This is a genomic window from Cupriavidus sp. Met-2 (assembly GCF_049843575.1).
Classification (GTDB): domain Bacteria; phylum Pseudomonadota; class Gammaproteobacteria; order Burkholderiales; family Burkholderiaceae; genus Cupriavidus; species Cupriavidus metallidurans.
The window spans coordinates 826,763-839,196 of sequence record NZ_JBBHZL010000001.1 but is presented as its reverse complement, the minus strand read 5'-3'; the positions used below and the strand labels follow the sequence as shown (position 1 = coordinate 839,196).

The 12,434-nt window shown below is 64.3% G+C and carries 11 protein-coding genes and 1 tRNA gene; 6 read left to right on the top strand and 6 right to left on the bottom strand.

Annotation, left to right across the window (positions count from 1 at the left end; all coding sequences use genetic code 11):
- Positions 1-936, bottom strand: coding sequence for a YicC/YloC family endoribonuclease (locus WD006_RS03960; RefSeq protein ID WP_008647044.1), 936 nt, complete (start codon positions 934-936; stop codon positions 1-3).
- Between the two features lie 219 nt (positions 937-1,155).
- Here WD006_RS03960 and WD006_RS03955 point away from each other — a divergent pair, with 219 nt between their 5' ends.
- The 5 genes from WD006_RS03955 to hemW all read left to right on the top strand — a co-directional run bounded on the left by WD006_RS03955 (position 1,156) and on the right by hemW (position 5,859).
- The gene (locus WD006_RS03955) at positions 1,156-2,217 is read left to right on the top strand and encodes a serine/threonine protein kinase (protein ID WP_008647046.1); all 1,062 of its coding nucleotides are present in this window, start codon (positions 1,156-1,158) and stop codon (positions 2,215-2,217) included.
- Positions 2,218-2,258: 41 nt separating this feature from the next.
- A complete protein-coding gene (locus tag WD006_RS03950; protein WP_011515681.1) occupies positions 2,259-3,173 on the top strand; it encodes a PP2C family protein-serine/threonine phosphatase in 915 nt (304 codons plus the stop codon).
- A gap of 80 nt (positions 3,174-3,253) precedes the next feature.
- Positions 3,254-3,970, top strand: a complete 717-nt coding sequence (rph, locus tag WD006_RS03945; RefSeq protein WP_029308277.1) for a ribonuclease PH — start codon at positions 3,254-3,256, stop codon at positions 3,968-3,970.
- 18 nt (positions 3,971-3,988) lie between these two features.
- Positions 3,989-4,603 carry an RdgB/HAM1 family non-canonical purine NTP pyrophosphatase gene (gene rdgB, locus WD006_RS03940; protein ID WP_011515679.1) on the top strand — a complete coding sequence of 205 codons (615 nt, stop codon included), beginning with the start codon at positions 3,989-3,991 and terminating at the stop codon, positions 4,601-4,603.
- Complete coding sequence (gene hemW / locus WD006_RS03935) at positions 4,600-5,859, top strand: radical SAM family heme chaperone HemW (RefSeq protein WP_008646062.1); 1,260 nt, start codon at positions 4,600-4,602, stop codon at positions 5,857-5,859. The genes rdgB and hemW overlap by 4 nt, the downstream gene beginning before the upstream one ends.
- Positions 5,860-5,967: 108 nt before the next feature.
- Here hemW and WD006_RS03930 read toward each other — a convergent pair whose 3' ends face one another.
- Entirely contained in the window at positions 5,968-6,486 is a 519-nt protein-coding gene (locus WD006_RS03930) for a glycine zipper 2TM domain-containing protein (RefSeq protein ID WP_011515678.1), read from the bottom strand.
- Between the two features lie 239 nt (positions 6,487-6,725).
- Between WD006_RS03930 and WD006_RS03925 the strand changes: the two genes are divergently transcribed.
- Positions 6,726-6,815: transfer RNA gene (locus tag WD006_RS03925), tRNA-Ser, on the top strand.
- Positions 6,816-6,891: 76 nt separating this feature from the next.
- Here WD006_RS03925 and WD006_RS03920 read toward each other — a convergent pair.
- From WD006_RS03920 to WD006_RS03905, 4 genes are read right to left on the bottom strand one after another with little or no spacing between them, the layout of a single operon-like run.
- Positions 6,892-8,088 carry an acyl-CoA dehydrogenase family protein gene (locus tag WD006_RS03920; RefSeq protein WP_011515673.1) on the bottom strand — a complete coding sequence of 399 codons (1,197 nt, stop codon included), beginning with the start codon at positions 8,086-8,088 and terminating at the stop codon, positions 6,892-6,894.
- On the bottom strand, positions 8,088-9,296 hold the full coding sequence (locus WD006_RS03915; protein WP_029308278.1) for an acyl-CoA dehydrogenase family protein: 1,209 nt from the start codon (positions 9,294-9,296) through the stop codon (positions 8,088-8,090). The genes WD006_RS03920 and WD006_RS03915 overlap by 1 nt, the downstream gene beginning before the upstream one ends.
- Before the next feature lie 3 nt (positions 9,297-9,299).
- Positions 9,300-10,271 (bottom strand): tripartite tricarboxylate transporter substrate binding protein, encoded by a 972-nt coding sequence (locus WD006_RS03910; RefSeq protein WP_029308279.1) that lies wholly within the window; start codon positions 10,269-10,271, stop codon positions 9,300-9,302.
- A 59-nt stretch (positions 10,272-10,330) separates the two neighbouring features.
- A complete protein-coding gene (locus WD006_RS03905) occupies positions 10,331-12,433 on the bottom strand; it encodes an acetate--CoA ligase family protein (protein WP_011515670.1) in 2,103 nt (700 codons plus the stop codon).
- Position 12,434: the final 1 nt, after the last annotated feature.

Here is a 12,434-nt window from a genome sequence, read left to right as displayed (position 1 = left end):
TTATTCGAGGTTTTGAATCTGCTCGCGCATCTGCTCGATCAGGAGCTTGAGCTCCATCGAGGCATCGGCGAGTTCCTTCGCGGCGGCTTTCGAGCCGAGCGTGTTCGCTTCGCGGTTGAGCTCCTGCATCATGAAGTCCAGCCGCTTACCGACCTGGCCACCCTTCTTCAGGATATGCCGGGTTTCGTTGAGATGGGTCTGCAGGCGCGCCAGTTCTTCGGCGATGTCGATGCGGATGCCGTAGACCGTGGCTTCCTGGCGGATGCGCTCGGCAATCTCGTCGCGGCTCATTGACGGCATGCCGTTCGGCGCGACCAGGTTGAAAGCCTCCTTCAGGCGTTCGGTCAGCTTTTCCTGGTGGTGGGCGATCAACTGCGGAATCATCGGCGTCAGGCGCTCGACGATCGCCAGCATGGCGTCGATCCGCTCCTCCAGCGTGGCCTTGAGCGCCGCGCCTTCACGGCGGCGGGCTTCCAGAAGCTGGTTCAGCGCTTCCCGGGCGGCGCCCATCACGGCATCGCGCAGGGCTTCCTGCGACAGTTCGGGCTCCACCAGCACGCCCGGCCAGCGCAGGATTTCGCCCATGCGCATCGTGCCGGCCGAAGCAAACGTTGCCCCGACGGTGGCTTCGAGCGCACGGATCTGGTCGAGCAGTGTCTGGTTCAGCGCCAGCGTGGCGCCGCCGGTGTCGGTGCGCTGGAGGTTGATCCGGCACTCCAGCTTGCCACGCGACAGCTCGCCCATCAGCATCTCGCGCAGGGCCGGCTCGAAGGCGCGACACTCTTCCGGCGCGCGGAACAGCAGGTCGAGGAAGCGCGAGTTGACAGTGCGGAACTCCACCGAAACCGACGCGGTACGGCCACTCGGTTCGCCCTGGGCGTTGGTGAGCGGTGCCTGGCCCGTGGCCAGGCCATAGCCTGTCATGCTGTGGATCATCGTCGGTAATCTCGCGAAAAAATCGAATAATCGAAAAACGCCGGGTAAGGCGCGGCGACCGGCTCCCCGAAAAGATCGGGGGCAGGCGGATCGCCTGAAAAATCAACTGAAAACAGAGGCAGAAAAGCGCGGATATTTGGCAACAGTCCCCGCCAATGAATTCTTTACAAGTGACCGATTAGCCCGGAGAATCCGGGAGCAAATAAGGTCCCGAATCCTATGACAGAGTCCAAGGGCGCTAACCAGTCCAAGAGCGCGCCGCTGCCAATCGGCACGCTGCTGGCCAACTACCGTATTGTAAAGAAGTTGGCCAGTGGGGGGTTCAGTTTCGTCTACCTCGCCACGGACGAAACGGGCGCCCCGGTGGCCATCAAGGAATACCTGCCGTCGTCACTGGCCCGCCGCAGTCCCGGCGAGCTGATCCCGGTCGTTCCGGACGAGAACGTGGCCTCATTTCGCCTCGGCCTGAAGTATTTCTTTGAGGAAGGACGGTCGCTGGCCCGTATTTCGCACCCCAGCGTGGTCCGCGTGGTGAATTTCTTCCGCGAGAATTCCACGGTCTACATGGTCATGAACTACGAGCTGGGCAAGACGCTGCAGGAGCATATCCTGCAGGCCCGGCAGCAGGGCAAGGCCAAAGTCCTCCGCGAACGGTTCATCCGCAAGGTATTCCACGACCTGATGAGCGGCCTGCGGGAAGTGCATATCCACAAGCTGCTGCATCTGGACATCAAGCCGGGAAATATTTACCTGCGCGAGGACGAATCGCCGATCCTGCTTGATTTCGGCGCGGCCCGCCAGATCCTGACCATGGAAGCATCACGTTTCCAGCCGATGTACACCCCGGGGTTCGCGGCACCCGAGCTCTACGGCAAGCATACGGACCTCGGCCCGTGGACCGACATCTACAGCCTGGGCGCCACGCTCTATGCCTGCATGGCCGGAATGCCGCCGCAGGAGGCCAACCAGCGTGAGAAGGAAGACCGCATGACCGAGTCGTTCGGTCGGCTGCGCGCCACCTACACGAACGGACTGGTCGATCTGGTTGAGTGGTGCCTGCGCCTGACACCCGCCGAGCGCCCGCAAAGCGTGTTCCGGCTGCAGAAGGAGCTGCGCGACCAATCGAACGCGCTGGGCGAGCAGTCGGCCGCGGCCATGGCCGCCAATCCCGCAGGCCCCGTCACCGAGCGCCTGAACGCCACCAGCCGTTTCATGACCTTGCTGCGCCGCCGCGAAGAGAAGGCCCTGCCCGCCACCGAGGCAGGCCACGGCGGCAACTGATGCCAAACCGGCACGAACATAACGCATTCCGCTAAGCCAACATGCGATTCTCCGTCTATCAGGAAAGCCGCAAGGGCGGCCGCCGTATCAACCAGGACCGCATGGGCTACTGCTTCACGCGCGACGCCCTGCTGATGGTGCTGGCCGATGGCCTTGGCGGCCACGCGCTCGGCGAAGTTGCCGCGCAGCAAGCCTTGCAGACGCTGGCGCGCCAGTTCCAAACCCAGGCCCGTCCGGCGATCCGGAATCCTGCCGACTTTCTGCAGGACACGATCATGCTGGCGCATCGCGAGATCCACCGCTATGCCGAAGCCAACCGGCTGGCCGATATCCCGCGTACCACTGTGGTGTGCTGCCTGATCCAGCATGGCCAGATCCACTGGGCGCACGCCGGCGACTCGCGCTTCTACCTGATGCGCAAGGGCGCCCTGCTGACCCGCACGCGCGACCACTCGAAGATCGAGAATCTGTTGCAGCAGGAACGCGTGCTGCCGATGGACGTTGCCAACCACCCGGAACGCAACAAGCTCTACAACTGCCTCGGCTCACCGAACCTGCCGCTGATCGACATCGGCGGCCCGGTGCGGCTGAACCCGGGCGACGTGGCGCTGCTGTGCTCCGACGGCCTCTGGGGCAGCCTTGAGGAAGACATCATCGTCGACAAGGTCACCCATCTTTCGGTGGTCCATGCGATACCTGACCTGATCGAACGGGCGCTTGCGAACGCCGGCGAAGGTGCCGATAACACCACCGCCATCGCAATGATGTGGGAAGCTGACGCCAATGTGCCGAACGACGACGCGGTGCTGACCGACACCTTGCCGCTCAATGCGTTCACCACCTCCATCCTCGAGCGTACGGGCAGCGAGACCGATTTGCTGTCGGAGGAAGAAATCGAACGCTCGATTGCCGAAATTCGCGCTGCGATCGACAAGACCAGCAACCTGATGCGCTGAGGCGCCGGGGGTCCCGCAGGCACGCAAGGCTCGCCGGCGTTAGAATCGCGGTCTCACACGATTCTAACGAAAGACTCCACATGCGACCCAGCGGACGCGCGGCCGATGCGCTGCGACCCATCACCCTGACCCGCCAGTACACCCGCCACGCCGAAGGCTCGGTGCTGAGTGCCTTTGGCGATACCAAGGTGCTGTGCACCGCCAGCGTGCTGGCAAAGGTGCCTCCGCACAAGAAAGGCAGCGGTGAAGGCTGGGTCACAGCCGAGTACGGCATGTTGCCGCGCGCCACGCACACCCGCTCGGACCGCGAAGCCGCCCGAGGCAAGCAAACCGGCCGCACCCAGGAAATCCAGCGCCTTATCGGGCGCGCCATGCGTTCGGTGTTCGAACTGGCAGCGCTGGGCGAATACACGATCCACCTCGATTGCGACGTGCTGCAGGCCGACGGCGGCACGCGCACCGCCGCCATCACGGGTGCCTTCGTGGCGGCGCACGACGCCGTATCCGCGATGCTGCGCGATGGCCAGATCAAGGCGAGCCCGATCCGCGACTTCGTGGCGGCCGTCTCCGTCGGCATGGTGAATGGCGTGCCGGTGCTCGACCTCGACTACGCCGAAGACAGCAACTGCGATACCGACATGAACGTGGTCATGACCGGCAGTGGCGGCTTCGTGGAAGTCCAGGGCACGGCCGAAGGCACGCCCTTCAGCCGCGCCGACCTCGACGCCATGACGCGCCTGGCCGAGGCCGGCATCGCCGAACTCGTGCGCCATCAGAAGCAGGCGCTCGGGCTGTAAGCGCAGGGGAATATGTCGATGCAACGTCTGGTTCTGGCCTCCAACAATCCCGGCAAGCTGCGCGAGTTCAGCGCGCTGCTCTCTCCGCTCGGCTTTGATGTCGTGCCGCAAGGCGAACTGGGCGTGCCCGAAGCCGAGGAACCGTTCGCCACATTCGTCGAGAACGCGCTGACCAAGGCCCGCCACGCTGCACGGCTGACGGGAATGCCCGCGCTGGCGGATGACTCGGGTATCTGCGTCGAAGCGCTCGACGGTGCACCTGGCGTGTACTCGGCGCGTTATGCCCAGACCGTCGGCAAGCCAAAGTCGGACGCTGCCAACAACGCCCACTTGATCTCGCAACTGGCAGGCAAGCTGAACCGCCGCGCGCACTACTACTGCGTGCTGGTGATGGTGCGGCACGCCGATGATCCGCGCCCCATCATCGCCGAAGGCATCTGGGCCGGCGAGGTGGTTGACGCCCCGCGCGGCAATGGTGGCTTTGGCTATGATCCGCACTTCCTGCTGCCCAGCGTCGGCAAGACGGCCGCCGAACTGAGCGCTGAAGAGAAGAACGCAATCAGCCATCGTGCCCTGGCACTGCAGGAACTGGTGGCCCGCTTGCAGACCGCCGGCATCAAGAGCTGCGCATGATCCCGATCGTCCCCGTCGGCGGTGGCACGCCGGCCACATCCTCGCCGCTATCCCCGGCCGATAACCAGAAGCTTTGGCTCAAGCCGGGCCAGATCGCCCTGCCCGGCTCGCCGCCGCTTTCTCTCTACGTGCACATCCCATGGTGCGTGCGCAAATGCCCGTACTGTGATTTCAACTCGCACGCGGCACCGGGAAAGCCGGATAGCCACGAGATTCCCGAGGACGCCTACCTCGACGCGCTACGCGCAGATCTTGAGCAATCGCTGCCACTGGTATGGGGACGTCCCGTGCATACGGTGTTCATCGGCGGCGGCACACCGAGCCTGCTGTCGGCCGCTGGCATGGACCGCCTGCTATCGGACATCCGCGCGCTGCTACCGCTCGATGCCGATGCCGAGATTACGATGGAAGCCAACCCCGGCACCTTCGAAGCCGAACGGTTCGCAAGCTATCGCGCCAGCGGCATCAACCGGCTGTCGATCGGCATCCAGAGTTTCAACGACGCCCACCTGAAAGCGCTTGGCCGGATCCACGGCGAGCGCGAGGCACGCGCGGCCATCGACATCGCGCTGAAGCACTTCGACAACGTCAATCTGGACTTGATGTATGCGCTGCCGGGGCAGACCCTGGACGAATGCGCGCGCGACCTGGACGCAGCGTTGTCGTACGGCACCACGCACCTGTCGCTCTATCACCTGACGCTGGAACCGAACACGCTGTTTGCAAAGTTTCCGCCCGCGCTGCCGGACGAGGACACCGCCTACGAGATGCAGGACATCGTCGAGGCCCGTACGGCCCAGGCTGGGTATCGCCACTACGAGACATCGGCCTATGCGAAGCCGCATCGCGAGGCGCGCCACAACCTCAACTACTGGCGCTTCGGCGACTACCTCGGCATCGGCGCCGGCGCCCACGGCAAGCTTTCGTTTCCAAACCGGATCCTGCGGCAGATGCGACACAAGCACCCAGCCACTTATATGGAGCAGGCCCTGGCTGGCAACGCCGTGCAGGAAGCGCGCGAAGTCGGCGCTGACGAACTCCCGTTCGAATTCATGCTCAACGCGCTGCGTCTGACGGACGGCGTGCCGGCATCGAGTTTCCACGACTACACCGGCCTGCCATTGCACATGATCGGCAAGCAGCTTGCCGCAGCCGAGAAGAAGGGACTGCTCGACGCCGACCCTACCGTGATCAAGCCGACTGAACTCGGCCGACGCTTCCTCAACGACCTGCAGGAGATGTTCCTGAAGGATTGAGGTTGCCCACACGGACGACGCAACGAGAGCGTCGAGCCAGAATGAAAAACGCCACGCGATTGCCGCGTGGCGTTTTCTTTTGCCGATGTATCGAGATATCCGATCGGCTTAGTACGCCGTCGCCATATCGTTGGCCACTCGCGCGCGATCGCCGACGCGCAGGTTGCCGATATTGCTTTGCGTCACCGTCGCCACGCGGCCATCGTCCAGTCGGACATTGACGCGATACGCAGTGCTGGTGTTCGACCCGGCCCGCTTCTCGATCTGATTACCCGCCACCGCGCCACCCACCGCGCCGACGATCGTTGCCACGGTCTGGCCAGAACCGCCACCGATCTGGTGTCCAAGCAAACCGCCGGCTGCACCACCAATCACGGTGCCCAGAATGCCCGAGCTGCCCTGCGTGGTCTGGACCGGCTCGATCGATTCCACGCGACCCACGAACACCGAACCGGCAGGCGCCTGATAGGTGTTGGTTCCCGGCTGTTGATAACCAGTCGGCGGCGGCGCCGTGCTGTAGTTGCCGTAACCGCCATAGCCCGGCTGCGCACAACCGGCCAGTCCGGCCACCAGCGCCAGAGCACCGGCAGCACCAAGGACCTGCCACGGTTTACGTTGTTCTTGCATGAAGTATTCTCCTCAAATCGCCTGTACAAACAGCGAACCTGCAGTATGAGACTGCATTCGCGCCTCTCTTAGGAGGCGCGATGGGCTGACAAGGTTCCGCTGAGTCGGACAACTCGAAGAACGACTCCAAAACAGCGAATCCACTCCATCATGATACTGCCAGCCCGCGCATCCCTGTATAATGCGCGGCCGGGCATACGCGCTGTCACGCTACAATGCCCGCAAATCTTCCAGACACCGGAAGCGTGGCCGAGTGGTTTAAGGCAGCAGTCTTGAAAACTGCCGATGGGGTGACCCATCCGTGAGTTCGAATCTCACCGCTTCCGCCAGATTCCTCCGTTCGCAAACAGTCGGACGGTCGGACTGCCCTCGGCATATGCCCGCCTCCCGGGCGGCTCCACCGAATCAGGCCCCCAGACAGGACTTCGCGATAATGCCCAGCTGGACCTCGGCCGCGCCGCCGAAGATCGTGTAGGCCCGCGCATTGAGGAAGTCAGGCAGCAAACACGCGCGCAACACCTCGTCTTCGGAAGGCTCCTCATCGTGGGCGTCGTCCGCGCGCCATCGCAAGCTCTCGGCGCCAACAACCGTCGTCCCCATTTCGCTGATTGCCTGCCGCAGCCTGCTGGCGCGGAGCTTCAGGACCGACGCCACCGGACCGGGGCTCTCACCCGGCGCCACCGAACACATCGTCTTCAATTCGAGCATCTCGAAGGCGTCGAGATCGGCGCGCACCTCTCCGAACCGGAGCCGCCGCAAGGCCGTGACAGTGGTATCGCCATCACACTGTGCCTCTCTCGCCAGCACGTCGCCGATCCGCTTGAGTTGCGAGCGCAGGCGAGGACTGAAGATGCCGGCCCCGCGCTCGAACTCCAGCAGATAGCGCGCGCACTGCCAGCCTTCGTTCTCCGCGCCGATGCGGTTGGCGACGGGCACGCGCACGTTGTCGAAGAACACTTCGTTGACGTCATGGTCGCCACCTATGGTTGGAATCGGGCGAACCGAGATCCCGGGCGTTTCCATGTCGATAAGAATGAAGCTGATGCCCTCCTGCCGCCGCCCTTCGGTGCTGGTGCGCACGAGTGCGAACATGCGATTCGCGTGGTGGGCGTGGGTCGTCCACAACTTGCTGCCGTTGATGACGTAGTGGTCACCATCGCGTACGGCACGGGTTCGCAGCGATGCCAGATCAGAACCGGCGCCGGGCTCCGAGAATCCCTGGCACCAGTAGTCCTGCCCGGAAAGGATGCGCGACAGATATGTCTGCTTTTGCGCCTCGGTGCCGTATCGCAGTATCACCGGCCCGACCAGCCTCACCCCCATCGGATGGACAAGCGGCGCGCCAGCGAGTGCGCATTCCGTTTCGAAGATGAATCGTTCGATACTGCTCCATCCCGTGCCGCCCCACTCCCTGGGCCACAGTGGGACGAGCCATCCACGCTCACGCAGACGTGCCTGCCACGGGCCCGAGATTTCCGGCTCCGGATACATCGCCGTCGTGAGTTGCTGCCCCCGACGCAGTTCCGCAGGCAGATGCTCGCGCAGAAAAGCGCGTACGGTGTCCCGAAACTCGACAAGTTCGGGTGTCAACAGCAGATCCATCAGTGTGCCTCCGCATATGCCGCCACAGCCTGGCCAGATGTCGCCGGATCAAGCAAGGTCTGGCTCATGCGCCAGTCGCCGGTGTACATGTCATTCCCCAATTGCATCGAATGCCAGTCGGCATGGCCATCCTGCAACCGGAAGCGCGTCAGCAGCCGGAACAACGCTGCTACGTGAAGCTCCTCCGAAACGCCCATCCCCCCATGCAACTGCACGGCCTGGGCGGCAACATAGCGTGCGGCACGGCCCGTACAGGACTGGGCTAGCGATGCCGCATCGCGTGCCAGCCGCCGGTCCGCAGCGATGCGAAGCGCGGCCAGTTCGCAAGCGGCACCCGCTTCCTCGCAGCAGACCGCCATTTCGGCAAGCCCGTGCTGTACCGATTGCAGGGCGGAGAGCGGCCGACCGAACTGTTCACGCTGCGTGACGTGAGACACGGTTGCTTCCAGCGCCGCTCGCATCGCGCCAGCAGCTTCCCAGCAGGAAGCGACCAACGCCTCCGCAACGATCGTCATGAAGCCCTCGGCGATCTCCTGCTCGGGAGCGTTTTGACCCAAGCGGGCGTCATCCGACAGATAAACCTCGTCGAGCACGAGGTCTGCCGCGCGGCCGCCGTCCGCGACCAGGCATGCGCGCGACGTCATGCCGTCCACAGCCGACGGAACGATGAACAAGCCGATTCGAGGATGTTCGCCCTCAGCATGAATCGAGGCGCTGATCACCAGAGCATCGGCATCCGCCCCACCCGTAACCAGCGACTTCTTCCCGCGCAGCGTCCATCGCTCGCCGCGCGGATCCCATGTCGCCGTGGTCGCCGGCATCGCCCATGGGTCTTCACGCCCCGGCTCCGTATGAGCCATCGCAAGACAGCGCTCGCCTGTGATCAGCGGCGCCAGCCAGGTATCGCGCTGCTGCATGCTTCCCAGTGCCGCGATGAGCTTGCCGGCCATCAGCACGCCACTCCGATAACCGGGCGCTGCCACGCGATACCGGCCGAACGCCCGCATGAGCAACCCCACCTCGATCGGGCCACCGCCGAAGCCGCCATCGGCGTCGGCAAATGGCAGGGCGAGCCAGCCCATTTCCGCGAACGCTGGCCAGTACGCGCGCGCATCCCTGGCCTGCCGGATGTCGTCGGCATTGCCCGCCAGCCAATGCAGCGCACTGCTCTCGAGCAACGTCTGCGTTTCCGTGAGTGTCAGCTGCATGACTCAATCCGCCTGCGCGCCGGAAGCCTTTGCGACCTTCGCCCACTTCACGGCATCCTGCTTGACGAAACCTGCGAACTGCGTGGGCGTGTTGCCGATGATGTCAAGACCGAGATCACGGAATTGCTGGATCAGCGCCGGGTCCTTGAGCGATTCCTGGACGGCCACGTAGACCCGTTGCACCGCCTCGGGCGACGTACCCGCCGGCGCCAGCAGCCCCAGCCACGGCATGGCTTCGTAGCCGGGCAGGCCCGATTCAGCCACAGTGGGAACGTTCGGCAACGTGGCCGATCGCTTCGCCGTGGTCACCGCCAGCGCACGCACGCTGCCGGCCTTGATGAACGGCGCCGATGACGCATAGGCATCCACCATGACCTGGACGTTCCCGCCTACCAGGTCCGTCAGCGCCGGGGCGCTGCCCTTGTACGGGATATGCGTCATGTCCACCCCAGCCATCGACTTGAACAGTTCGGCCTCCAGGTGTGTGGACGTTCCGGTGCCGGCGGAGCTGTAGCTGAGTGCCTTGCCGCTCGTCTTCATGTAGGCGATCAAGTCCTTCACGCTATGCACGGGCACCGCGGCGTTGACTTCCAGCACGTGGACGACCGAAGCCACCAGCGTGATCGGCGCGAAGTCCCGAACCGGATCGTAGTTGACGTTCTTGTAGATGCTTGGCGCGATGCCCAGCGACGACGCAGCCATCAGCAACGTGTAGCCGTCCGGCGCCTGCTTTGCGACGTAGTCTGACGCAATGACGGTACCAGCGCCAGGCTTGTTCTCGATCACGATTGGCTGGCCAAGCTGCTTGCGCATGCGCTCGCCCAGCGCGCGCGTCATGATGTCAGCGGCACCGCCGGGGGGAAATGGAACGATGATGCGAACCGGCTTACTTGGATAGGCATCCGCCGCCGTCACGGGCGTCGCGGCAACGGCAGCAAGCATCACCATCGACGCTGCAATCATGCGTTTGATCATGACAGTCTCCTCTTGTAGTTTCGTAGTTCTCGATGAACGTTTCGAATCGCTGGAACGGACTAGCGCGCCGCAGGAAGCACCAGCGCGTCAAGCATCGCCACACCCTGACCACGCTCGCGCACCGTCAGCGGATTGATCTCCGCTTCCCCGGCGGTCTCCCCGAGCGCCACGAACGCACGCCCGAACGCAGCGATCGCTTCGCAAGCGCCGTCGATATCCCGAAGTGGCGCGTTGCGATAGCCATCAAGCAGCGGGAATGCCTTCAACTCTTGCAGCATCTCGCGTGCGCCCGTGGCATCCACCGGTAACAGCCGATGTGTCACGTCCCGGTAGAGCTCGGTAAGCGTGCCGCCCAACCCCACGGTCAGGGCCGGTCCGAACACGGGGTCTCGTACCGCGCCGACGATCAGCTCCACGCCCTGCGCGGCCATCCGTTGCACGATCACGCCGTCGATGCGCGCGGTTGGCACATGACGCTGCACGTTATCCATCACGACATGAAACGCCTCGCGTACCGCACCGGCGTTGGTGAGCCGTAACTGAACGCCGCCCGCCTCGGTCTTATGCGGCACATCGGCGCTCAGGACCTTCAGCGCCACCGGGAATCCGAGTTCCGCACCGGCTGCGGCTGCGTCGTCCGCGCTCGTCGCAATGCGCTCGTCGATCGTCGGCACGCCATGCGATGCGAACCACGCGCGCGCGTCGTACTCATTCCCGGGAAGCGATGCCGCGGCTGGCGTCGAACCGGCGCGTGACGCGCCGGGCTGCGCCAGCACGCGCCATGCCTTGCGGGCGCGACGCTCGTGCCAGTGGAGGAACGGCGCGAGCGTCTGCATCGTCATGCCGATATCGGTCATGACCGGAATGCCCGCATCGCGCAGAAATTCACGCCGCGTCGAACGGCCAGTGTCGACGGCGACGATGAGCCTGCCGTGCTCCGCCACGACGGTGGCGAGATCGTCGGCCATCCGGTCCAGCAGGTAGCCCGGCGCGTACACAATGATGGTATCGACGGCATCGGAGCTTGCCAGCGCCCCGAGCGCGGTGCGAACGAACCCGGGATCATTGACGACGTTGCCAGTGACGTCGATCGGATTCGACACCATGCCGTAGTCGGGAATGCCCGCCCGCAACGTATCCTGAAGCGCCGACGGCAGCGTCGGCACCTCGAGCCCGGCGCCGATGCACTTGTCCGCCAGAATTGCCCCCACCGCGCCCGAAATGCTGACGATCGCAACGCGCCGGCCAGCGGACCGCTGGCGATAGCGCGCCAGTTCGGCGATATGCGCCATCTGTGCGAAGTCCTGGCACTCGATCACATTGAGCTGGGAGAATGCGGCGCGATAGATCGCCTGGTTGCCGGCCAACGCAGACGTGTGCGAGCGCACGGCTTCGCGCCCTTTGTCTGTTTCGCCGGCCTTGTAGATGATCAGCGGCTTGTCCGCCTCCGCGCACGCCGACGCCGCCTCGATGAACCTCGCGCCGTCGCGCAGTTCCTCGATATAGCCGATCACGACATCTGTTTGCGGGTCCTGAGCCAGGTACTCAAGGTACGCCGAGTAGTCGATGCACGCTTCGTTGCCCGTGTTGATGAATTGGCTGAAGGGCACACCCAGTTCGCGGGCGATGGCGAACACCGCCGCGCAGACGTTGCCGCTTTGCGTCAGCAGGCTCACGCGCCCCCGCTCCGTCTGCGCTGGCGCGGTCTTGAATACCGATGCAAAGGCCGTATAGGCGTGCGTGTTGAGGTTGGCGAAGCCCATGCAGTTCGGGCCGGCCACCAACATGCCGCTTTCCTTCACATAGGCTTCCATGATGTCCTGCAGGGCCGCGCCGCTTTCTCCGGCTTCTGCGAAGCCTGCCGCATAGACGATCGCCGCGCGGATGCCGCGCGCGTGGCAGCGCTTGAGCATCGCGGTCACATCCTCGGCCGCGATCGCGAGCACCGCCAGGTCGATGCCTTCGGGCAGGTCTTCCACCTGCCGATAGCAACGCAGGCCGAACACGTTCTCGTACTTGGGATTGACCGGGTAGACGGCACCCGCATAGCCGAATCGAACCAGCAGGTCTATCGGCATACCGCCGATGCGGCCCGGATTGTCGCTGGCGCCGATGATCGCGATGGAGGCGGGATTCAACAGGGGTTCGAGCATGTGCGCCATG

Bases quoted from the DNA above. Each gene is read 5' to 3' on its own strand.
- WD006_RS03960 (WP_008647044.1), bottom strand. From the start codon at position 936: ATGATCCACAGCATGACAGGCTATGGCCTGGCCACGGGCCAGGCACCG.
- WD006_RS03955 (WP_008647046.1), top strand. From the start codon at position 1,156: ATGACAGAGTCCAAGGGCGCTAACCAGTCCAAGAGCGCGCCGCTGCCA.
- WD006_RS03950 (WP_011515681.1), top strand. From the start codon at position 2,259: ATGCGATTCTCCGTCTATCAGGAAAGCCGCAAGGGCGGCCGCCGTATC.
- rph (WP_029308277.1), top strand. From the start codon at position 3,254: ATGCGACCCAGCGGACGCGCGGCCGATGCGCTGCGACCCATCACCCTG.
- rdgB (WP_011515679.1), top strand. From the start codon at position 3,989: ATGCAACGTCTGGTTCTGGCCTCCAACAATCCCGGCAAGCTGCGCGAG.
- hemW (WP_008646062.1), top strand. From the start codon at position 4,600: ATGATCCCGATCGTCCCCGTCGGCGGTGGCACGCCGGCCACATCCTCG.
- WD006_RS03930 (WP_011515678.1), bottom strand. From the start codon at position 6,486: ATGCAAGAACAACGTAAACCGTGGCAGGTCCTTGGTGCTGCCGGTGCT.
- WD006_RS03920 (WP_011515673.1), bottom strand. From the start codon at position 8,088: ATGGATCTGCTGTTGACACCCGAACTTGTCGAGTTTCGGGACACCGTA.
- WD006_RS03915 (WP_029308278.1), bottom strand. From the start codon at position 9,296: ATGCAGCTGACACTCACGGAAACGCAGACGTTGCTCGAGAGCAGTGCG.
- WD006_RS03910 (WP_029308279.1), bottom strand. From the start codon at position 10,271: ATGATCAAACGCATGATTGCAGCGTCGATGGTGATGCTTGCTGCCGTT.
- WD006_RS03905 (WP_011515670.1), bottom strand. From the start codon at position 12,433: ATGGCGCACATGCTCGAACCCCTGTTGAATCCCGCCTCCATCGCGATC.